The organism is Pseudomonas sp. RIT288, assembly GCF_000631985.1.
GTDB lineage: Bacteria > Pseudomonadota > Gammaproteobacteria > Pseudomonadales > Pseudomonadaceae > Aquipseudomonas.
The window spans coordinates 1-20,008 of the sequence record NZ_JFYN01000008.1; the positions used below are offsets into that span (position 1 = coordinate 1).

The following is a 20,008-nucleotide window of genomic DNA, read 5'->3' on the forward strand; positions in this document are numbered from 1 at the left end:
CCACCACCACCACCACCACCACCACCACCATCCTTGGCGTAGGCAGAGCCCATGATGGACAGTTCAGCAGGCAGTAACGGCGCAGCCGCAAACATCATTACGCAAGATACGGCAACAACGAGGTTCTTCTTTTTACAACGCATGATGGCATCCACAAGGTCTGGTTGTACTGCCATCTAAGACGCGCCTGGCTGGATCTGGTTCAACCACAAGCGACTGGCGGAAGCGAAAGAGCTCACATTTAAAGTGAGTGCGAATGTATTGCTTTTACTACCGATGAAATGCTCGAAAACGAGCGCTCCGAAACAGGCTAATCCAAAGCGCCATTGAGCACTTCGTAGATGATCCCGCTCGCGATAGCCACCAGAATCAAGTCTCCTCCCGCCTGCTGCCACTCATATCCGTCGTAGTGCGGCAGCCGCCCCAATAGTCGGCTATCCAGCTTTTTGGCGATGCCCGGCGGAAGAGGCTTTCCACGCGCCAGGTTCTTCTGAATGCCGGGAGGTAGCGAAGGACCTGGGCTCCAGTAGTCTCTATAGCCATTGACCACCCCCAGGACACCACTTCGGTCAATAACGGGGGCGTGGTCCCAGCTGCCCGCGCTGGATCCCTTGTTTTTACCACCTTGATTGCCATGCCCCTGACTGTTCTGTGGCCCACCCTTCCCGTTTCCTTTGCCATTGCCGTTGCCATTACCGGGATCGGCCAATGAGGGCACCGAACTCAACGCCAGAGCAAGGCAAGTAACAGACGCTACAAACAAGCGAGCTTTAAACATGATCGTTCTCTCGATATGGGCAATGCTTTTTGTAATGTAGACGGCATTGCTGGATTTAGCTCTATCAACGGCTCGCCTCGTTCCCGAACTGATGACCGTGTGCGGCGCCTGACAGACAGCTCCCTCGTACTGGCAGCGGGTTCGTTATCCTCCGCCATACAACTGCCGCATAACTTATGCGACAATGCGCGCAATGTCTGGCATGAATCCCGCCTTTATTGCCCAACAGCTTGGACACCGCGTCCAGAGGCTGCTCTCGACCCATGCCTGCTGGCTCTACGCCAACAGTGACCGGGCCCGGGAAGAAAACGCTTCAAAATGCCCCAATAATGGCCCAAGCGCCAAATGTGCGGCTCGCAACCCATTGATAGGTAAAGCAATTGATCTCCACAGCTAACATCACGATGCGATCTTAGATGCATCGCGATGCGGCAAAAAGCGCAATTAAATCAATCAGTTAGCGCGCATGAGATCGCACCAGAATACGCCTTCTAGCAGCTGATGGTATCAAAATTGGTATCAGCTTTAGCCCTGCAAGCTTGCCATATGCCGGCTGCTGGATAGGACGCAGGTCTGTAAAAATGGCCTAGAAACTGTTACCGGTTGCAGCTCGACACTGAATCCACTCAAGCCCACCCCTTCAGCGAAACGCCCTACGTCGGTCAGGCGGTCCAGGTGCGTCACGACTCACGTCGTGAGCGCACCGGCACCCAGCGGGCGCCTCTGCCGCCCACGCGAATCGACAACCACCAGTCGGGGCCACCCTCGACTCTGGCCACCAGGCATTCGCGCACCGCGTGTTGCTAGACCAGGCGCGCAACACCCTTTCATGAATGTCCTCGCCGATGACTGTTTGTGCTCCTGACGCCGCGCCGTGGCAGCAATGTCGAAGACTTCATACAACGCCCGATGCCCACCGCGTCCAACGCCTCGACCGTCTCCAGTCCCAGGACAAAACCTTCGGCGCGATCACTGGCGCGGAACAGATCGTCTGCCGTGTGCGCCAGGGCAATCTGCTGCAGGAGTTTCAGGGTTGTAATTTGCACAGCCTGTGGCAGGTCTAGCGCGGCCAACTCTTTCTCAGGGCTATCTGTTTGCGAATCGGGCTAGGCCGCCAGCGGCGCAAACTTCAGATCGCCGGGTTCGACGTCGATCAGCAACCAGCCGCCCAACGGTGCGTTGCAGCCATCAATGATCGGGCCTTGCACCATCCGCCCTTCGGGCAGGATGACCCGTAAGACGTTGGCATCCTTGGGGCCTTCCAAATAGCGCGCGAGTTCGACGCGGGTGCGATCCGTGCCGGCCGTTTCCAACCGTACCGGACATTCGAGTGTCGTCAACTCGGCCTGTGGCTTCCCCGCATAGCGGGCAATCACGGTGACAGTGGCCAGGCCTTCAAAGACGTGAGACATGAGTCGGGTTCCTAAGCGAGTCAGTAGACGTCGAGGAGAAAACCAGGGGAGGCATTAATGGTAGACCAGCCTTGGGAGGCCTGGTTTCCACGGCCGGGACAAAAGGCCCCCACACCGGGTTCAGGTGTGGGGGCCGATTGAACATAGGGCGGAATTATGTAAAGGCCGTCTAAAGCCGTAATCGGCCCAAAGCACATCATGGAAATTCGAGTCATCCAATTTGGCTAACCACAGCAATGACGACACTCCGCACGTCTTAATGTGCGGTAGTGGAGCCAAAAATAAAAGTTCAAGGTTGAGTTTCTTAGACTACGCTGGTCAACAGACTAACAAAAAAGATAAACATTTAAGTTAAAGATCGCGTCATCAATCATCACTAAATGATTCCAAGGACGTATCATGAAAAAACTTAAAATAAGCCTGACCAATTGTTATGGAATCCAATCCTTAGAATATGATTTCGATTTTGATACAACCAAAATCAAATCAAAGGCCTACGCAATATATGCGCCGAACGGCTCTATGAAAACTTCCTTTTCAAAAACCTTTGAAGATATCGCACAAGGTAAAAAACCAATAGAAGAAAGGTATGGACGCGAATCGCTCTATGTAATTGAGTCTGACGGCGAAGCGATTCAACAGGACTCCATATATGTTCTAAAATCCGAGATAGATATCAGAGAAGACAGCTCAGCCATAACAGACATCCTTATTAACCCCGAGAGCAAATCCAGATACGACGAACTTCTTGTAAACCTTGACAAACTAAAAGCCAACCTAACCAAATCCCTTCAAAAAAAATCAAAGATAAAACAAACAGACATTGAACAAACACTATTAAGAGACTTCAATGAAAAAAACCTCTCATCATGCATAGAACAAATAAACAAACTACCAATTGAAAGCGACTTATCCTCCTATGAATACGCTACAATTTTCGACTCAAAAGTGATGGATGTTTTAAAAAACGAAGACTTTATCTCTAAGGCCAACGAGTTCAGCAAACGCTATCAGGACTTATTCGATCAACCTGGAACAATATACGAAAAAGGTGTTTTCAACCCTATTAAAGCAGAATTATCCTTTGGAACTTTGAGCAAGCAAGGTTTTTTTGCGGGCGGTCATCGCGTTCATTTGAGAGGTGATGAAACCTCAATAGACAAAGATGAATTAGACAAAAAAATTCAAGAAATTCACGCACGCATTGACGAAGACAAAACACTAAAAACCCTGCAAAACAACCTTGCAAAAAACGCACAAACACAGGCTTTAATTGAACTTATTGAAAACCAGTCAGCATCGCAAACTGAGTTACTTCTCGGCAAACTACGACCAGAAAACCAAGAGCAACTGCGGAAGGATCTTTGGATTAACTATATCCAGAACAACACCGACGCCACTGCTTACTATGATTCGTATGCAGGTAGCAAATCTGAAATTGATTACATTGAAGCAATTGCAGCAGAGGACGCCCCTAGATGGACGCTCGCTGTAGACCTCTTCAATGATCGTTTCGTGGATATGCCTTTCACACTGTCGGTGGCGAACCAAGCAAAGGCTGCTTTAGGAAAAGAGAAAGCCCGGCTAAAGTTAACGTTCAAAGAAGGAACGGATAAGGTAGAGTGGTCGCGCCAAGAAGTAAAAACTCTGAGCCAAGGTGAAAGACGTGCACTTTATCTTCTTAACTTTATATTTGATGTTGAAGCAAGGAAAACCTCCCAAAAAGACACCCTATTCATTATCGATGACGTTGCAGATTCTTTCGACTACAAAACAAACATGCAATCATCCAATACTTAGAAGACCTAAACAAAACCCACAGCTTTCATCAGATAATCCTGACACATAACTTCGACTTTTTTCGAACACTTTCGACCAATTTCGTTCACCGCGATAGATGCCTAATGGCTAACCGCAACAAATCTTCTATCTGCCTTACCAAAGCCGAAGGGATAAATAATTATTTCATTGGCAAGTGGAAGAGAAAAGTTGCGACTGACAACTTCATTCTTTGCGCCACCATCCCATTCACCCGAAACTTGATTGAATACACAAAGGAAGATTCTGATAGCGATTACTTAACACTCACAAGCCTGCTTCACTGGAAGTGCGACACGGCCAAAATCACAATCGGTAATTATTACGACATCTATAACAGGCTATTTGGTACGACCCATGACGCCACCAACACTTCACTTGTAATAGATCTACTTTTTAAGAGCGCTGATGAGATTTGTAATTTTGCTGAGCACGACGGATTAAATCTTGAAAACAAAGTTCTGTTATCTATCGCCATACGAATTCAGGCGGAAATTTTCTTGACCTCTGAGATTCGGAGAATCAAAAATGATGAAAACTATTGGAATGAATCTAACAGTCAGTTTGGCGCATTAATTAATGAGCATTCAGATTTAGGCGCGACAGGTTCCGCTATACGCGTACTGGAGAAGGTGAGTATCACGGTCAGCTCAAACATTCACCTCAACTCGTTCATGTACGAGCCTATATTAGATCTAACAATAGAGCACCTTATATTACTTTATAAAGAGGTTCATGCTTTAAACTGCAAGGCCACCTAACGCGCGACAATACAATTTTTCTTTATGGGAGATATGTGGTCGTGCCAGCTCCCCTTCTGAGAACAAAGGCCAAGGGCGTGGAGTTGTAAGCGATAGCTTCTGGCCCATTGCTCTCAGAGGGAGACTGCCCTAGAACTGCCGTAGCCGCGTAATCGCCTCCGTAATCGCTTTCGCGTTTGTATCCAGGGTTTCCATGGCCACGACCGCGTTTTCTGCAACCGTCTCTACACCATTTTCTGAAAGCCACTTGGTGACCTCCTCTATCGCAGCCGCCAAGGCATGCTGGTTGTGCAGAAGCAGTGTCAGAGCATCTGCCGCGGCAATATTGGAATCTGAGTCAGATGGCATGGAAGTCGTCCTTAGAGTTCGGTTCGCAAAAGCCTAGCTCATCGTATCGCCGGCGAAGGTCTGTCAGCCACTGGGCGGCCTCTATTTGCGCACCAAAATAGCGCACCAGTCCCATCTCAGTCCCATATGGCCTTTTTTCGGACGCCAAAAACCACAAACCCCCGACTTTCTCTAGGAAAATCAGGGGTTTGCGCTTTCAGAATTTGGCGGTGAAGGAGAGATTCGAACTCCAAACCCCTAGCGACTATCGATATTCATCAGAACACCTTGGCAACGGCGGCTTTCGGCCATTAGCGGACGCTCACAAGCGACCGCTACCGGCCATAAGCGGCCCCTCACGAGAGCCCCCTTTCGGTCGAAGTCATTCATTCCAAGAATCTATGAAAGCGGCGTGATTAAAACAACGCGAAAAAACTCTAACCTATATAGCAAGGCTTTCACATAAACATGAGGACAAGGAGCGTGCGCATCAGTAAAGATTGTAATTAAGACCAGTTTCGATTAGGACAGCATTGAATTCTTTGTTTGATTTCAAGTAATCAGTGGATGGGAACTGCATAAATTGCGCACTCATCATTACTAGTCGCAATAGCGCGAAATCTGTGAAATTTATAAGAGTGAGATAATGAGAGGCCCTGTCTTCCAAGGAAAACCCATTAGAATCACTTAATTTCTCAGAAATCATTTTCACCATATTATAAAACACTCTGGTAACTCCGAATATTTGATCGGTAGCATCAGCATTTTCTAAGTATTCGATTGCACTATTAACCTCAGGCGAATTTTTTCTTAAAAACTCAATATCATCTTCAATTTTAATAATGGCATCAGCTCCGTACATTATCTCTAATGAACCCTCATTTTCGAATTCAATTTTTAATGTATGCAGCGAGGCCCGCTGAGAATCAATCATGTTAAAAAGCTGTACCTCGAAGGAGCGCAGTCTTTCAGATTTTCTTGTGTTGCTTATTTCATTTCTGAGGTCTTGGTTAGCTTGATTTTGCAACGTCAATGATTTGATGAGAAGCACAAGAGAGATAAAACTAAGCATGGGGTTTAGGAGACCACCAAAGTAGTCTCCCAGCTGTCCCCAGACAGCCGGGTCGTTGGATACCCCGTACCCTAGCTTAAAATGAAATTGAAGGAGGTACGAGGCGAAAACACCAAAAAGCAATAATGCCGCCGCCGCTGCGTATCTGTTAATCATTATAAAAACCTGTGACAATATATTTTACAATCTTTCCGTCTCGAAGCTTTATGGGTCTAGCAATGATTTTTAAATTCTTCCACTTGGAACTATCTATTCCATTGTTGTGATCTAGGTTTTCAGAGAACTTTTTCTTGGCCTCTAACCTAACTTCTTTATACTCAATTCCAAAACCAAAAGCCACTGTTTCGTCCGCTCCTTCAAGAAGAAGCCTGCCGTTCCCAGTGTTTATATTCAGCCTAGTAATGCTGGCAGTAATATCTGTACTCTTATCAGACTCCGTAGCCTGTAGCGCTAAAACAGTTGACTTGTTGAAACTGGCTATAACCACTTTTTCATTCAGGCTTTTTCTGTATCTAATTTTTACATCATGATCAAATTTTGTTGAAACTTTATGAAGGTTTTCCATTGAGGAAACACGCAATTTTTTTATTAAGGCTTCGGCCGAGTCGCCTAAATTATCTACGATTTTCTGAGCTTTTGCTGAGAGGTCGGCAGACTCAAGATAAAGAGACTCCTTCATAAAGTAAGACATTAACTCGACAAATGTTGTATTGCCAATCTTCTTGTATTCTCTTTGTAATTCCTCATCAGAGATTTCAACGGCGAAAACCTGCCCATAAGAACCTTTGAAGGTTCTTTTTAGTATTGTTCTCACACTGCTAACGCCTCTATGCCTTAAGGCGACTTTTCCAGTCACAAGAGTTTCTACAATGCTCAAGGTTGCCTCGGAAGCTCCTTGTAAGGTTTCTAGGCCTGCCTTCATGTCAACTTCGTAATCTACTGTTTCAATGACAATATCAAGATTTAGCGGCATATGTATCCCTGCTTACACCATTAATTTAATAGTAACCATTTCATAGAAGCAGTGACTATCAAGCGAAAAAACACCCAAACCAAGTGGCAATAGGCCATGCAAATATTTATACCCTACTGGACGTTCAGGTGCACGTGGTAAAAACTTGAGGTCAAAAAGTGCCGAAATCAGAAGCGACAAAAGAATGGCAGTGGTCAAAAATTGTAACCACAGCAGCGTAGATTGCTAATTAGCGGCTAGAGAATAGTCGGGGCAGATCACCTATCTGTGTTGCTGACCGCTAACCTTGGACCTGCATCGATCCTTCCGACCTGTCGCTTCTCACTGAACGGCTACAAACGTAGTCTCAAGCGGATCGTGCCAAGTGAGCTATGGTTGATCACGGTTGAGCCAAACTGCCGTCGATCATAGACTCTTGAGCCACGCTGATGTCATCTGAGCCCTTAGCGCAGAACTGTACATCCCGTGTGAAAGTCTCTCCCAGGTGACCGATCCTAAAAACGCCGCCGGTAGCTAACCCTTGAGTCAGATGATTCTCACTCAGCTCATAAAACTCACTCAAGCAAATCCAAGTATTCTTCTGAAAGCATTTTGAACTGGCGGGAAAGAAGAAAGCGGCAAACCTGTTGCCGCTTTGGCAGCCAAAGTCATTGCGGTAGTGGTGTCCCTGAGATGTGGTTTTGGCCACTAGGACAATCCCATTTTTCAAGTTTCCCAGCACAACCAAGTACTTGTCTTTGGCTGTGCCGTCAGAAAACACGAAATCTTTATGGAGATAGATCGTCCCTGGGGTCACATTATTTCCTTAACGTAGCGACCATATCTGCTCGATCGGCGGCGAGCCCCATAACGGCGTCCTCCTCTTGTTTACGCACAGCCATTCGGTATGGGATTTTGTGTTGCTTTCGCCCCTGAACTTCATAGATCTGATGCCAAGGCAGATTTTCTAGGTGGGTTTCCTCCACCATTTGCTCTGCATCAGAGTTTTTAAACTGATCCGCCAGGCTTTGCATAATGCGAAGCTCACGCTTCGAAAAATGCGAAGGATCGAATTTGCTTAAAGCCTCAACTCGAAACATCTGCCCCTTTGCTATTGGAATAAATTCGAATGAGCAATTACCCCCCCAATCTTGCTGAGGAGTTTTTAGCTCCTCGAAAAGCTCGGTGGGCACCGGCCCCATTGGCCACGCAAAATACTCAAGCCCGGTGACAGGTCGTCCGGTATCTCGAAAATGAGAAAAATCAAGGAAATACAGGAGCTTAAATAGCTTCGTCTTTCCCAGCTTTCGTGTGTTTTGAGCAAAAAACTTGACCGCTTCGATCAGTTTTTCACGTTCATGGTCTATTAGCATGGGTACAAGGATAGCTCACTGCGAGTTCTCGACTCCACTACGCCGGACAATTGGTTCTGCAACCGACTATCAATGCGAATAATGGTCGAGGTGCAGTCGCATTGGAGAAGCGATGAAAGCATAATTTTGGGGACGTAAGGGTGCCAATTCGGCGTATCGCAGTCTGGCATGCGTTCGTAAATGTCGTTCTGAGCCAATTCAGCTGTGATTGCCTTGTGATGATATGGAACCGATTTCGAGACAAACAAATTCTGCCAGTCACTGACAGCCTTCAGGGTCCTTTATAGGTCGAAAGCTCCCGAACCCGAACGCCTGCTGGCTCAAAACCGTTGTTCACGTACGGCATTAATAGACCCAAAGCCGCCTCTCGCAGATGGCAGGATTTATCCAGGTAGACATCACGAACGGACGCGTTAAGCTATTTTCAGTCATAGACACACTGCCGGTGTTTTTGTAGGCTCGGGCAAGGTCACGTCGCTTGTTTTATTCTGATCATGCGGCGTTTCTACCTCTTGACGCAATTGGCTCAAGAGGTTCCGACAATTAAAATTACGCGACACAGATGGCTGATAACATCACGCCTTCTTTTCGCTCACCGATTGTTAGAGCGTCTCTAGTTTATGGATATTATTGCGACCCTTCGAGGAAAGATCGATCAAGCTGGTGCGGGTGATCATACGCTTGGACTGATGGCGATGCTCGCGCACGTAGAAGTTGCTTATAAACATTTGAAGAGGGGGCAAAGGGATACCGATGATTCGGCATTCACCGATGCAGTGTATAGAACAAATCAAGCATTCGAAGGTGGCCTCAAAGAGGCTTATGGTGTTCTAGCCAAGAAAAACCTTGATAAGGCGCGAATATTTGATATTGAGCAATTCTTTAGCAAATCCAATGTATTCAGGAAGAGAGTACTGGATCAATTTACAAACTACAGACAGGAGTGGAGAAACCCATCTACTCATGATCATAAATTGGACTTCAGCGAGAGTGAAGCGTTCCTCGCCATCGTGTCGGTAACAGCGTTCTCTTGCCTTCTTGTTGACGAGATGGCCTTACAGCTGGCACGCGACCGAGAAGAGGAAGCCGCAAAGCTATTGGCGCGAACGATAAAAAGCAAGTTCAATTTTGCGGAGGGGGATCTTTTGGGGCGTGTTACTGAGGCCCTTAAATCATATTTTACTCTCCGTTCCGTGGAGGAGTTGGAAAGCAACTCGTACCCTCAGTGGCTAGGGTCGGTAGCGGGTTTTTTGTCCGCTATCTTTCCTGATGCAGAAGTGTTGTCTGAAGCTCAAATTGGCGGGGAAAAAAGGAAGCTTGTTGCAGACGTCCTAGTGAAGAGTATTGGTCAGTCAGTAGTTGTGGAGATCAAGAATAGAGTAAATATTCGCACATACGAATCGATGCTAATTCAGCTTGAGAGCGTGATCGCCAGTTCCGGGCATCGAGACGGAATCGTTTTCTATCTCCCAACAATGGTTACTTCTGGGCAGGTATTTGAACAAGATAGACTTTTCAACGGCGGAGAAGGCCGTCTTAAAGTGCTCAGCGCGGTCCCCCTAAAAACGCGTTTCGAGTGACATGTATTTTGCATCAGAACGTCGCCATTACATGCCACAAATCGATAAAAATTCATATATGTGTTAATCGAAAAGCGGCCTTACGGAGCGGCCGCTTTTGGCCGTGAGCAGCCGCTCAGGAACGTCCGCTTTTGGCCGAAAGCAGGCGGGTATTACCTTGTTTCAGCTTCGTCAGGAGGCCAGCTCTCATAGAAAGAGCCGCCTACAGGGATCGGGTTGCCATCCATATGGTATGCGGCCCATGCCAGTACGTGTGCCATGCGTTCGGCAGCAACTGGCGACAGTCCGCAAGATTCTCTGACTTCGTCTAGCCGTACTCGGCAAACATCGAGGTGGCGTCGAACCCCGGAAAATCCACCAAGATAGAGAAAGAACTCGTCGAGAAGGATACCCACGCCTGGAACACCATAGGTGCCGGCCACACCTGGTGCCTCCTCATATATGGCCTTCACATCATGGCCTTCCAAGGCCGCGATAGCGGTGAGTACCTCGCAAAAAGTATCTTTCATGCTGTTGCTGACCCAGAGGTCATAGCTGTTGCCGATAATGATGGGCGCGCCCATGAGTCTTACTCTGATGTCGATAATGGAATGCTGAAGAAGAGGCGTATTCAGCCATGTAGCCAATTTTCAATAGGCCGTCTCCGCTCCGATTATTATCTTTTGGGGCTGGAAAAGGCCATGCGTGGACGGCTGCTTTTGGCCGGTTGCTGCCGTTGCGGCTTAGGGCAAAATTAGGGCATATGGGAGGCCGCTTGAGCCCACTGTACGCCAACGGCGAAGCGCGAAAGCGCCGTTTTTGGTGGGCTAAAGCGGCCTGCAAGGAATCCAGAAGGGGTTCGAATCCCTATCCTTCGTCGTGGCCCTAGCAGTGGGAGAATAGAAAGTATCCACTGTTGTCTGTCCTGATCTACGCTAATCGGCCTCAACCCTAGGAAGTGCCTACATGTCCCTGCCGCAAACCCCGACCTACCAGCAGCGCCTCGCCGAACTACCCCTCGACGTGGCTGTACTTACCTCCGATATCGCCGCCGCCTTGCGCCCGGAACAGCAACCGCTACCCCCGGAGGATCTGGAACGTGTGCTGTTCGAGCATGCGAATGCCGTAGCGCAGAAAATCCCTTCCTGTGCCACCCGTCTAGCCGTCTGGCTCAACATCCTGGCCGATGCCAAGTTACAGGCCCTGGAGCCCCGCGAGGTGGCAGCCTTCGTTAACACGGCGGCGACATTGGGCGGTCCGTCCAGCGTGGCGCCGGCATAGGCGTCCGATACGCTAACATAGCGCCTTGAAGTTTTGCCTATGTTGCACTAACCCTGCACATGCCTTGGATTACCAGGTGTGACCGAAAGTTAGAACTGCATGGATGTCAGAAGCGCTAGACGACTTGATAGTGGTGAGCTGTTTTTGTGTGTGTGATTTCAGGAGAATCGACTGTGCCTGACGCTTTCTATAAATATATGAGTTTAAGTACGGCAAAAATCGTTCTCGAGAATCAAACTCTCCGCTGGACGACCCCCGCGACTCTAAATGATCCTTATGATATCCAATTTGATTTAAGGGTGGATTTTAATAGAGATAAGGTGATGCAGGACGCGCTAGAAAAAACTTGGAAGGTTTATACGGGAGAGTATGTAGGTGCGGAGGGCAACGGCATGAACGCCGTAATTCAAGCGTTTCGCGAAGTCTGCCCAGGCATGACGAAAAATTTTTTTATTACGGGGTTGGCCGAAGGTATCGCAGAATCCTTTAAAGTTTTGGATGAGGGGATCACTGAAGTAAATAACTTTGCCCGACGCTGTCTCTCTACTTCTAAAATATTATGCTTGACTGATTCGCCGAAAAATCAACTTATGTGGGCCTACTACGCAGACAGCAACAAGGGCGTTGTACTCAAGTTCGAGCAAGAGCATGGCGCCGATAGTCCGTACTCCACAGCGAAGCCTGTCAAATATCGAGAGGAAATTCCGAGTCTGTTCAGTGAAGATGAACTCTCAGACTTTTTAGCTGGGATGATAAGATTCGACCAGCAAAGAAGAGTCGATGACCTGATTTATACTAAGTCTGATGCTTGGGCTCATGAAAGGGAGTGGCGTATTTATTCGGGGGATGGGCGTGATAAATTGGCGCCGCACGAAGATGTTAAGTTTGGGAGTAAGGAGTTGACTGCCGTTATACTCGGTTGCCGAATGCCAGAGGCTGATCGTGTCGATTTAGCTGGTTTAGTAAAACGCTCGTATCCTCACGCCGAAATTTTACAGGCAGCCACCATGAATCATAAATATCAGCTTGAACTTAAAAAAACCGAGTACTGATCTCTTCAAAATAGGGTCGAAATTGCGCAAGTAATCACCACGCATGGCGTCGGCTCCTATCGAGAAAAAGTATAAGCCATAGTACCGGCAGTGCCCGCGTCAGGCAGTGATTGCAGCTTGCTTAGAAATTGCTACAAAGCGAAGAGGTTACAGCGGGATAGCCAAGCAGATTGGCACCTTGGTGGATGGCTACGCCCAATCCATCATCGGAGCCAGCCAGCGTCCGCTTTCGGCCAAAAGCGGACGTTCTGGAGCGACCGCTGTCGGCCAAAAGCAGCAGCTCGGGAGCGTGGTCTTTCGACCAAAAGCAGACATAGTCAACTTCACAAGCAGCCTAGCGGATGGCTACATTACTGACGAAGAAACAGGATCTATTACCCTAGTGCGGCGGCAAATGCTTCGGGCGTCGGGCTCTCATCCCATTGCGCGACAGTCCCCGACAGCACCAGCCATGGTTGCTTGCGCTTTGTCCAAATATGCGCAATCGGTTCGAAACCTTCAGAGCCTGCCAAGATGCCGGCCCGCAACACGCGCATGTCGGGCGCTGCCGTGGTCTCGTTGAACAACCGAGTGTGACAGGTACCGCAGGCGTGTTGGGTGGACGATTGAGCATGGTGTTCATGTTCAAAGGTCGCTGTTTCGCCCGTCACCTGAACAGCTGAAGCTGCTGTCAGCATGTGCAGACCGAACGCACTGCCACTCCAACGCTGGCAGTTCAAACAGTGGCAGGCATACAGTGGCGGGAACTGCTCAGCTACGATCTCAATGGTGACTTTCCCACATCGGCACTGCCCGGTGAATCTCATGTGTTGGCTCCTTATAATGACACCCGGAAAAATGTGGGCGAATGATCCCTTTTCACGGGCTCGAGCAGAAGAGCAAATTAGGAGCAACAGTTGGTTAAGAATGTATGAGCGGCATTGAATGGGAAAGTCAGCGTGTATTTCTCGCCGTGCTGCGCTCTGGCAGCCTAAGCGGCGCGGCGAAGTTGCTTGGTATCGCCCAGGCCACGGCGCGCCGACGCCTCGACCATCTAGAACACGCTCTCGGTGTGAGTCTATTCACCCGCACACCTCTTGGTCTGACGCCTACTGGCGGAGCACAACGTCTGATTGAACATGTGGAGGCCATGGATCTGGCCGCGCAGACTTTCAACCGCATGGCCAGCTCAGAAGCGTCGTTGGATCACGGTACGATTCGGCTGACCTGTGGCGAGTTGCTTGGCGTCCAAGTCCTACCCGATCTGCTCCGTTCTTTCCATTACGACCACCCGGGGCTCAGACTCGAATTGAGCATAGGCGATGCCCTTGAAGACATCGCCAGGCTGCAATCGGATATTGCAGTGCGGCTCACGCGGCCCAATGAAGCTGATATCACTGTGCGGCGTCTTGGCAGTTTGCAGATTGGCATTTATGCCAGTGCCGGGTGCTTGGAGCACTACGGTACTCCCGCTAATTTGCTAGCGTTGCGTCAGCGGCCGATGATCGGACCGGACAGGCGCTTAGCAGATTTGCGTCGGTTGGTCGACGCAGGTCTGTGTGATGCAGACCAGCATTTCACCATCGCCTCTGATAATCACCTTGCTCAGCTGGCAGCTCTGAAAGCCGGCCTAGGCTTCGGACTATGCCCAACGCAAATAGCAAGATCCCACGGCTTGTTACATGTGCTGCCACTCGACTTTGGCTTCGAGGTCGATGTGTGGATCGCAATGCATAACGACCTGCGCAAAATTAACAAGTTCGTTCAGGCTTATGAGGTGCTTGGAGAACATTTGCATCAGTATCTGTGCTTGGTCGATTAGTAGTAAGCGTGGCACCCCTTGGTTAGCCTCAACGGCAGCTATCGGCCAGAAACAGACGGTTAAAGCAAATTGGCGGGCCATTTTGCACCCGCTCGGTAACAGTGAAAAACTATTTGCCCATCTGTGGATGTCATGGACAACGCCGCCCGCGCGTTCAACCGACGCGCCAGCACGGGCGCTGGCAGCGTGCGCATCACCAGCAGTGAGCTTCTGGGTGTGGAAGTGCTGCCGCCGCTGTTGGCGGGCGTGCGCCAGGCGTTACCGCAGTTGCGCCTTGAGCTGAGCATCAGTGATCGTCTGGAGGCTCTTGCGCGGCAAGAGTCGGATATCGCCGTGCGCCTGCAGCGCCCCTCCGAGGCCAATGTTGTCACCCGTCGGGTGGGCGCATTGCGGGTGGGCCTTTACGCGACCCCGGCATGCATCAAGTGCCATGGCTTGCCGCCCTCGCTGGTCGCGCTGAAGGACATGCCGGTGATTGGCCCGGACCGCCGTCTGGTGCAAGAAGGTGCGTTCACAGCGGAGCAAACCTTCCTCATTTGTAGCGATAGCCACCTGGCGCAGTACGCCGCGTTGCGTGCTGGCCTGGGTTTCGGCCTGTGTCCGCAACAGCTGGCTGAGCCGGCGGGCCTGGTTCAGGTACTGGCGGGCGAGGTGGAAATGGAAGTTGATATATGGATTGCCATGCACCATGACCTGCGCCGGGTAAAGCGTGCGGCGACCGTGTTCGATGTGCTGTCGGGGGCGCTGGAAGACTTCCTTGCCGGCGCCGTGCGCCAGCCGCCACGCCCGGTGCATTCGCCTTAGCACGGTAGCTCGGCAAACTGCGGTGCATCGTCGGGCTGCCCATTTTCGATCCACTCCACCTTGCCTCGCAGAAACACCAATGCCGCGTCGATGGCCGTGCGTTTTTCTTCCAGGCGGGCAATCTGCTGGTTGAGGACTTCGCAGGTTCGCGCCGCCGAGCGTGCGCTGTCGCGGTATTCGGCTTGCAGCTCAGCGATCTCGCGCAAGGAATAACCCAGTGATTGCTGCAGGCGAATCATGCGGGCGGTGGTGAGGTCGGTAGCGGAAAACCGCTGGTAAGTATTTTCCCCAACCTGTTGCCCCCGTGTTGGTGCCAGCAAGCCCTTTTTGATGTAGAACCGGATGGTTTCGACGGGCAAGCCTGAGGCCCTGGAAAATTGAGAAATCAGCATGCTTGGGCTCCTTGACCCTGGAGTAAGGTCCGGTGTTAGAACGTCACCTCCAAACTGTGGGGGTAACCAATGATGCCTGCTGTTATTGCGATGACGCACCTGGGAAATCGGGGGCCGCTGGTCGGCGTGCAAGGGCTGGGTTGCATGGGCATGAGCGAGTTCTATGGGGCAACGGACGAGGCGCAGGCGCAGTCCACGCTCGAGCGCGCCTTGGAACTGGGGATCAACCTGTTCGACACCGCCGACATGTACGGCTGTGGTGCCAACGAAAAACTGTTGGCGACCTTTATCAATAAACACCGTGACCAGGCGGTGGTGGCCACCAAGTTCGGCTATGTGCGCAGTACCGCCAACCCGGATGACTGGAGCCTGAGTAACGAGCCCCATTACATCCGTGCAGCCGTTGACCGTTCGCTGCTGCGCCTTGGCCTCGACTGCATCGATCTGTATTACATGCATCGGCGCGTCAGCGATGTACCACTGGCTGACTCTGTAGGGGCGATGTCTGACCTGGTTGCCGAAGGCAAAGTGCGCTGGCTGGGTTTGAGTGAAGTCAGCGCCGAGGAACTACGCGCCGCCCACGCGGTGCATCCGATTACGGCCTTGCAGTCTGAGTGGTCGCTGTTTACCCGCCAATTAGAAAACTCGGTCATTGCGGCGGCCTCCGAACTTGGCGTGGCCCTCGTACCCTACGCACCGCTGGGCCGGGGCCTGCTCACCAGCAGCACGTTCGCCAACGGCTTATCCGAGCAGGACTCACGACTGAACTTCCCACGCTTTACAGCGGCGAACCAAACGACCAACCAGGCGCTGGTCGAACAGGTGGAGCGACTGGCGGCACAGCGTGGCATCACTGCCGCGCAACTGGCCCTGGCCTGGCTTTACAGTCGAGCGGAACAACTGCACGTTACTGCGGTGCCGATTCCCGGCACGCGCAGCCGTCATCGTCTTGAGCAAAACGCGGCTGCCTCGGGCATGCGATTGAGTGCGGCGGATATGCAGTTGCTGGATTCGATTGCGACCCACGTACAAGGCGTGGCTATTTAGGCAGTCAATACTGAAGCGCGGCAGGTGACCAGAGGGTCTCTAATTCCCCCTAACTCCAAAGAGGCTGCTTTTTCAGTATTCAAAGTCTGCACATGCAAGCGACCGCTTCTGGCCGATAGCAGTCGTTCGTGAACGACTGCTATCGGCGAAGAGCGATCGAATGGTGAGTGTTCTGCTATTTTGCCCTGGGGAGACCATGCTGGTGGTTCTCGGTTCGCATACAGGCCGTGGTCTTGGAGACTATTTAGCACGGTCATGGAATGCAGAACTCTTTGCAAATACATCCGCCATAAAATCCATGAAAACGATGGCTCGCTGGGGCAGCAGCCTATTCGCGAGGTATACGAATTGGATCGGGACAGGTGGCGCTACGTAGTCTTCAAGCAGCAATTGAAGATTGCCACTTTTCAGTCCTTCCTCGTAAAGCCATTGAGGCCCCTGCGCGATTCCCAATCCTGCGTTGACGTACTCACGTATCGCCTCAGGCGAGTTGACACGCAGTCGCCCGGAAATCGGGACATCGACATCCTTGAACCGCCAGTTGGTTCCAGTGGATAGGAGGGTATAAACAAGACAGTCGTGTTCTTTCAGGTCATCAGGTGAAGAGGGAGAACCACGTTTCTCCAGGTACGCACGGCTGGCAACGCACACACGCTCGAACCACGCCAGTGGCCGGGCTCGCATTGCACTGTCCTCCAGGTGCCCAATACGAATCGCAAGTTCTGCGCCCTCGTCGACGAGATTTACATAGCGATCATTGATTTGAAGATCAAGTGACAAATCGGGATAGTGCCCTAGAAAGCTCGCGACGTGCGGTACGATGAAGGTGTGGGCCAAGGCGGTCGGGCAAGCCACGCGCAGTAGTCCAGACGGCACTACGTTTCCTCTCAGTGAAGACTCTGACTGTTCTACTGAGTCTAGGATACGCCGCGCATCTGCGTAGTACCGTTCACCCTCGGGCGTGAGCATCAGCTTTCGTGTGGAGCGGTGAAGCAGCCTGGTTTGCAAATGGTCTTCAAGAGCAGCAACGTAACGACTGACGCTCGGTTGCCCTAGTCCTAGATCACGTCCCGCAGCGGAAAAACTACCTGTCTCGACAGCGCGAACAAAACAGCTCATCAGTAACAACCGATCCATCACGCCCCTTTTCATGCGGATTTCGCATGAGATCTATTCTATTTATTCATCTTATCAGCGCGACGGCATGAATACATAGTTGCTCTGAGTAGGTCAGCCGTCCCGGCTGGCCGTCCTTAACGAGAGTAAATTTATATGTCCCGTCTACTAGGCAAGCGCACCCTCATCACTGGCGGCACAAGCGGCATCGGTCTGGAAACCGCCAAACAATTTCTCGCCGAAGGCGCACGCGTGATCGTCACAGGTGTTAATCCTGAATCCATAGCAAATGCTCAAGCTATTTTAGGTAGTGAAGTCCTGGTGCTGCGAGCCGACTCTGCGAGTGTCGCAGCTCAGAAAGAGCTGGCGCAGGCTGTCCAGTCTCATTACGGGCAGCTCGACGTAACCTTCCTCAACGCCGGCGTATCCGTCTGGATGCCAATCGAAGACTGGACCGAGGAGATGTTCGATCGTTCCTTTGACATCAATGTCAAAGGTCCTTACTTCCTCCTGCAAGCACTGCTACCAGTTTTTTCTAATCCTGCATCGGTGATTCTTAATACCTCGGTCAGTGCGCACCTGGGCGACGCGCGCTCATCCGTTTATGCTGCAACGAAGGCTGCGTTTCTGAACATGTCGAAAACGCTTTCTGGCGAGCTTCTCCCGCGTGGTGTTCGAGTAAACGCCGTCAGCCCTGGCCCGATCGATACACCGCTGTACGACAAGCTGGGCATCCCCGATGCGTACCGTGAGCAAGTCAACAAAGATATCGCCGCGACCATCCCTTTCGGCCGTTTCGGTACGCCTGAAGAAGTAGCTAAAGCGGTTCTGTACCTTGCATCGGACGAGTCTCGTTGGACGGTCGGAACGGAGATTATCGTTGATGGTGGGCGCTCGCTGTAGTCGGCTAGTCACGACTTCGCGTCTTCACAGCCCGCTTCCTAATTGGAAGCGGGGTTATCGAAATAATATCGGATATTCGAATGTCTCAATCTCAGCTCACGCTTGTCAGCCACGGGCTTTGTCCGTTTGTACAGCGAGTGGCAATTATGCTCTTTGAAAAAGAGGTTCCATTTCATCGTATCGACGTGGATTTAAAGGTCAGGCCCGACTGGTTTCTGGCCATATCTCCAACAGGAAAAGTCCCACTCTTAAAGATGCAAAACGGGGCCGCGGAGGCGAAGGTGCTCTTCGAGAGCGTAGCAATCTGTGAATATATCGAAGAGGCGTATCCGAACCCTGCTTTGCACCCGGAAGTTAAAATCACTCGAGCTCAGCACCGTGCCTGGATCGAGTTCGCCACTGCTATGCTTGCTGATGCGTGGGGATATCTGAACGCAGCGGATCCGCAGACAGCACTTGGTAAGTCTTCATCGCTTAGGGGAAAGCTGGAGAGACTAGATGATGAAAAGACAAGGGGGCCGTACTTCGCTGGCGAAACTTTCAGCATGGTAGATGTTGCTGTAGCCCCAGTTTTTCGCTACTTCGACATACTGGGATTCGAAACAATCCATCCATTGTTTGATGGTCTTGGTCGCATTGCTGAATGGCGGCATGCGCTGGCCAACCGAGCTAGCGTTCAGGCTGCTGTCGCCGAGGATTATGCAGACCGGTTCCTCAAGCATCTAGTCGAGATGAAGGCCATTTTAGTCAGCTGAGTCATGTATATAAATAACTCGTATGGTGCCACTTGGCCTGGTGCGATCGTGTATCCGTGTTTCCGTTTGCAAATATGCAAGAGGCCACCATCCAATTTTTCAGGAATATGCCTAATCAATGGAAAGCGATGCTTCGTCTTCGTTGACGCTCTAAGTCTACTTTTGGCCGGTAGCGGTCGCTTGTGAGCATCCGCTAATGGCCGAAAGCCGCCCCTCAAGCCAAACTCAGAGAGTCGATCAATGATGCAGGAGAGGCGCATTGTCAACTCGGAATGAAACAGTTAGTCGCATACCGAGGCAATGGGGCCAAAGATGAAATCAGATGATCAACTGATCACTGCGCCTTTCGGGCCGCTGGCAATCAGCGCAGCGCCACAGGCGGTCTTCATGCCGTCGAGCGCGATGGGCACGCCATCGACGGCATAGGTGCTGCTGCCCTCGGCAATCGGGAAAATCCCCTTGCACAGCGGACAACTGACCTTGTGCCCGACCCCAGCAATCGGCTTGCCGTTGAGGTCGGTCCGGGAGAACGCTTCAAGGACCTTACCACCGTGAGTGGTGGAGTCGCCCAAGCGAATGACGTCTTTCACTTTGCATTTCCTTGATCAGAAGTGATCGCCATAAAATGAAACGTTTTCAGCTGAAGTGGTGTCGTCGGACACCAGCTTGCATTCATAACTCATTGCAAAAACAAATCCGCCCCCACTATTGTCCAACCTGCATTGTGTATTTGTCCGGGGTTGTTTTTGAGCCTTGCGATTAAAATTTCTCATGAACCGATTGCACTATTTTTGTAGTTTTGGGC

22 protein-coding genes and 1 pseudogene are annotated in these 20,008 nt (G+C 50.8%); 11 read left to right on the forward strand and 12 right to left on the reverse strand.

The features are described from left to right. Nucleotides 1–310 precede the first annotated feature (310 nt). Nucleotides 311–778, reverse strand: coding sequence for an anti-virulence regulator CigR family protein (locus BW33_RS09020; protein ID WP_047598444.1), 468 nt, complete (start codon nt 776–778; stop codon nt 311–313). 139 nt (nt 779–917) lie between these two features. Between BW33_RS09020 and BW33_RS30135 the strand changes: the two are divergent. Beyond that, nucleotides 918–1,070 (forward strand): annotated as a pseudogene (locus BW33_RS30135) (site-specific integrase); the annotation flags it as partial. Nucleotides 1,071–1,884: 814 nt separating this feature from the next. On the opposite strand, the gene BW33_RS09030 reads toward BW33_RS30135, so the two are convergent. Further along, nucleotides 1,885–2,190, reverse strand: a complete 306-nt coding sequence (locus BW33_RS09030) for a hypothetical protein (protein ID WP_047598449.1) — start codon at nt 2,188–2,190, stop codon at nt 1,885–1,887. A 399-nt stretch (nt 2,191–2,589) separates the two neighbouring features. Here BW33_RS09030 and BW33_RS30075 point away from each other — a divergent pair, with 399 nt between their 5' ends. Together BW33_RS30075 and BW33_RS30080 are read left to right on the forward strand one after the other, a co-directional pair. After that, nucleotides 2,590–3,990, forward strand: a complete 1,401-nt coding sequence (locus BW33_RS30075; protein ID WP_052032695.1) for a hypothetical protein — start codon at nt 2,590–2,592, stop codon at nt 3,988–3,990. 104 nt (nt 3,991–4,094) lie between these two features. Then, entirely contained in the window at nt 4,095–4,769 is a 675-nt protein-coding gene (locus BW33_RS30080) for a hypothetical protein (protein WP_052032696.1), read from the forward strand. Nucleotides 4,770–4,898: 129 nt separating this feature from the next. Here BW33_RS30080 and BW33_RS09040 read toward each other — a convergent pair whose 3' ends face one another. The 5 genes from BW33_RS09040 to BW33_RS09060 form a co-directional block, all read right to left on the reverse strand. Continuing rightward, on the reverse strand, nt 4,899–5,117 hold the full coding sequence (locus BW33_RS09040) for a hypothetical protein (protein ID WP_047598450.1): 219 nt from the start codon (nt 5,115–5,117) through the stop codon (nt 4,899–4,901). 469 nt (nt 5,118–5,586) lie between these two features. After that, a complete protein-coding gene (locus BW33_RS09045; protein ID WP_047598452.1) occupies nt 5,587–6,324 on the reverse strand; it encodes a hypothetical protein in 738 nt (245 codons plus the stop codon). Continuing rightward, nucleotides 6,317–7,141, reverse strand: coding sequence for a hypothetical protein (locus BW33_RS09050; RefSeq protein WP_047598453.1), 825 nt, complete (start codon nt 7,139–7,141; stop codon nt 6,317–6,319). The genes BW33_RS09045 and BW33_RS09050 overlap by 8 nt, the downstream gene beginning before the upstream one ends. Nucleotides 7,142–7,520: 379 nt before the next feature. Beyond that, nucleotides 7,521–7,937, reverse strand: coding sequence for a hypothetical protein (locus BW33_RS09055; RefSeq protein WP_047598456.1), 417 nt, complete (start codon nt 7,935–7,937; stop codon nt 7,521–7,523). Between the two features lies 1 nt (nt 7,938). After that, nucleotides 7,939–8,493: a Panacea domain-containing protein gene (locus BW33_RS09060; protein WP_047598457.1), complete on the reverse strand. Its 555-nt coding sequence runs from the start codon at nt 8,491–8,493 to the stop codon at nt 7,939–7,941. Nucleotides 8,494–9,113: 620 nt separating this feature from the next. Here BW33_RS09060 and BW33_RS09065 point away from each other — a divergent pair. Beyond that, a complete protein-coding gene (locus tag BW33_RS09065) occupies nt 9,114–10,073 on the forward strand; it encodes a hypothetical protein (protein WP_047598458.1) in 960 nt (319 codons plus the stop codon). 152 nt (nt 10,074–10,225) lie between these two features. Here BW33_RS09065 and BW33_RS09070 read toward each other — a convergent pair whose 3' ends face one another. After that, entirely contained in the window at nt 10,226–10,636 is a 411-nt protein-coding gene (locus BW33_RS09070; RefSeq protein ID WP_047598465.1) for a hypothetical protein, read from the reverse strand. Between the two features lie 382 nt (nt 10,637–11,018). Between BW33_RS09070 and BW33_RS09075 the strand changes: the two genes are divergently transcribed. Both BW33_RS09075 and BW33_RS09080 read left to right on the forward strand, forming a co-directional pair. Continuing rightward, nucleotides 11,019–11,333 (forward strand): hypothetical protein, encoded by a 315-nt coding sequence (locus BW33_RS09075; protein WP_047598468.1) that lies wholly within the window; start codon nt 11,019–11,021, stop codon nt 11,331–11,333. A 173-nt stretch (nt 11,334–11,506) separates the two neighbouring features. After that, nucleotides 11,507–12,385: a DUF2971 domain-containing protein gene (locus BW33_RS09080; protein WP_047598471.1), complete on the forward strand. Its 879-nt coding sequence runs from the start codon at nt 11,507–11,509 to the stop codon at nt 12,383–12,385. Between the two features lie 374 nt (nt 12,386–12,759). On the opposite strand, the gene BW33_RS09085 is transcribed toward BW33_RS09080, so the two are convergent. Next, nucleotides 12,760–13,191, reverse strand: coding sequence for a GFA family protein (locus BW33_RS09085; RefSeq protein ID WP_047598473.1), 432 nt, complete (start codon nt 13,189–13,191; stop codon nt 12,760–12,762). A 104-nt stretch (nt 13,192–13,295) separates the two neighbouring features. Between BW33_RS09085 and BW33_RS09090 the strand changes: the two genes are divergently transcribed. Then, nucleotides 13,296–14,186: a LysR family transcriptional regulator gene (locus BW33_RS09090; RefSeq protein WP_047598474.1), complete on the forward strand. Its 891-nt coding sequence runs from the start codon at nt 13,296–13,298 to the stop codon at nt 14,184–14,186. A gap of 132 nt (nt 14,187–14,318) precedes the next feature. Further along, entirely contained in the window at nt 14,319–14,990 is a 672-nt protein-coding gene (locus BW33_RS09095) for a LysR substrate-binding domain-containing protein (protein WP_052032697.1), read from the forward strand. On the opposite strand, the gene BW33_RS09100 is transcribed toward BW33_RS09095, so the two are convergent. Beyond that, nucleotides 14,987–15,382, reverse strand: coding sequence for a MerR family transcriptional regulator (locus tag BW33_RS09100; protein ID WP_047598476.1), 396 nt, complete (start codon nt 15,380–15,382; stop codon nt 14,987–14,989). The two genes, BW33_RS09095 and BW33_RS09100, sit on opposite strands and share 4 nt — an antisense overlap. A 72-nt stretch (nt 15,383–15,454) precedes the next feature. On the opposite strand from BW33_RS09100, the gene BW33_RS09105 reads away from it, so the two are divergent. Further along, a complete protein-coding gene (locus BW33_RS09105; RefSeq protein WP_047598640.1) occupies nt 15,455–16,429 on the forward strand; it encodes an aldo/keto reductase in 975 nt (324 codons plus the stop codon). Between the two features lie 240 nt (nt 16,430–16,669). Here BW33_RS09105 and BW33_RS09110 read toward each other — a convergent pair whose 3' ends face one another. After that, the gene (locus BW33_RS09110) at nt 16,670–17,566 is read right to left on the reverse strand and encodes a LysR family transcriptional regulator (RefSeq protein ID WP_047598641.1); all 897 of its coding nucleotides are present in this window, start codon (nt 17,564–17,566) and stop codon (nt 16,670–16,672) included. A 135-nt stretch (nt 17,567–17,701) separates the two neighbouring features. Between BW33_RS09110 and BW33_RS09115 the strand changes: the two genes are divergently transcribed. Both BW33_RS09115 and BW33_RS09120 read left to right on the forward strand, forming a co-directional pair. Continuing rightward, nucleotides 17,702–18,448, forward strand: coding sequence for an SDR family oxidoreductase (locus tag BW33_RS09115; protein WP_047598477.1), 747 nt, complete (start codon nt 17,702–17,704; stop codon nt 18,446–18,448). Between the two features lie 80 nt (nt 18,449–18,528). Beyond that, entirely contained in the window at nt 18,529–19,203 is a 675-nt protein-coding gene (locus tag BW33_RS09120; RefSeq protein WP_047598478.1) for a glutathione S-transferase family protein, read from the forward strand. A 326-nt stretch (nt 19,204–19,529) separates the two neighbouring features. Here BW33_RS09120 and BW33_RS09125 read toward each other — a convergent pair whose 3' ends face one another. Beyond that, nucleotides 19,530–19,793 carry a PAAR domain-containing protein gene (locus tag BW33_RS09125; protein ID WP_047598480.1) on the reverse strand — a complete coding sequence of 88 codons (264 nt, stop codon included), beginning with the start codon at nt 19,791–19,793 and terminating at the stop codon, nt 19,530–19,532. Between the last annotated feature and the right edge of the window lie 215 nt (nt 19,794–20,008).

Excerpts from the sequence above, each read along its gene's own strand:
- BW33_RS09020 (WP_047598444.1), bottom strand. The coding sequence starts at position 778 with ATGTTTAAAGCTCGCTTGTTTGTAGCGTCTGTTACTTGCCTTGCTCTG.
- BW33_RS09030 (WP_047598449.1), bottom strand. The coding sequence starts at position 2,190 with ATGTCTCACGTCTTTGAAGGCCTGGCCACTGTCACCGTGATTGCCCGC.
- BW33_RS30075 (WP_052032695.1), top strand. The coding sequence starts at position 2,590 with ATGAAAAAACTTAAAATAAGCCTGACCAATTGTTATGGAATCCAATCC.
- BW33_RS30080 (WP_052032696.1), top strand. The coding sequence starts at position 4,095 with ATGGCTAACCGCAACAAATCTTCTATCTGCCTTACCAAAGCCGAAGGG.
- BW33_RS09040 (WP_047598450.1), bottom strand. The coding sequence starts at position 5,117 with ATGCCATCTGACTCAGATTCCAATATTGCCGCGGCAGATGCTCTGACA.
- BW33_RS09045 (WP_047598452.1), bottom strand. The coding sequence starts at position 6,324 with ATGATTAACAGATACGCAGCGGCGGCGGCATTATTGCTTTTTGGTGTT.
- BW33_RS09050 (WP_047598453.1), bottom strand. The coding sequence starts at position 7,141 with ATGCCGCTAAATCTTGATATTGTCATTGAAACAGTAGATTACGAAGTT.
- BW33_RS09060 (WP_047598457.1), bottom strand. The coding sequence starts at position 8,493 with ATGCTAATAGACCATGAACGTGAAAAACTGATCGAAGCGGTCAAGTTT.
- BW33_RS09065 (WP_047598458.1), top strand. The coding sequence starts at position 9,114 with ATGGATATTATTGCGACCCTTCGAGGAAAGATCGATCAAGCTGGTGCG.
- BW33_RS09070 (WP_047598465.1), bottom strand. The coding sequence starts at position 10,636 with ATGGGCGCGCCCATCATTATCGGCAACAGCTATGACCTCTGGGTCAGC.
- BW33_RS09075 (WP_047598468.1), top strand. The coding sequence starts at position 11,019 with ATGTCCCTGCCGCAAACCCCGACCTACCAGCAGCGCCTCGCCGAACTA.
- BW33_RS09085 (WP_047598473.1), bottom strand. The coding sequence starts at position 13,191 with ATGAGATTCACCGGGCAGTGCCGATGTGGGAAAGTCACCATTGAGATC.
- BW33_RS09090 (WP_047598474.1), top strand. The coding sequence starts at position 13,296 with ATGAGCGGCATTGAATGGGAAAGTCAGCGTGTATTTCTCGCCGTGCTG.
- BW33_RS09095 (WP_052032697.1), top strand. The coding sequence starts at position 14,319 with ATGGACAACGCCGCCCGCGCGTTCAACCGACGCGCCAGCACGGGCGCT.
- BW33_RS09100 (WP_047598476.1), bottom strand. The coding sequence starts at position 15,382 with ATGCTGATTTCTCAATTTTCCAGGGCCTCAGGCTTGCCCGTCGAAACC.
- BW33_RS09105 (WP_047598640.1), top strand. The coding sequence starts at position 15,455 with ATGCCTGCTGTTATTGCGATGACGCACCTGGGAAATCGGGGGCCGCTG.
- BW33_RS09110 (WP_047598641.1), bottom strand. The coding sequence starts at position 17,566 with ATGGATCGGTTGTTACTGATGAGCTGTTTTGTTCGCGCTGTCGAGACA.
- BW33_RS09115 (WP_047598477.1), top strand. The coding sequence starts at position 17,702 with ATGTCCCGTCTACTAGGCAAGCGCACCCTCATCACTGGCGGCACAAGC.
- BW33_RS09120 (WP_047598478.1), top strand. The coding sequence starts at position 18,529 with ATGTCTCAATCTCAGCTCACGCTTGTCAGCCACGGGCTTTGTCCGTTT.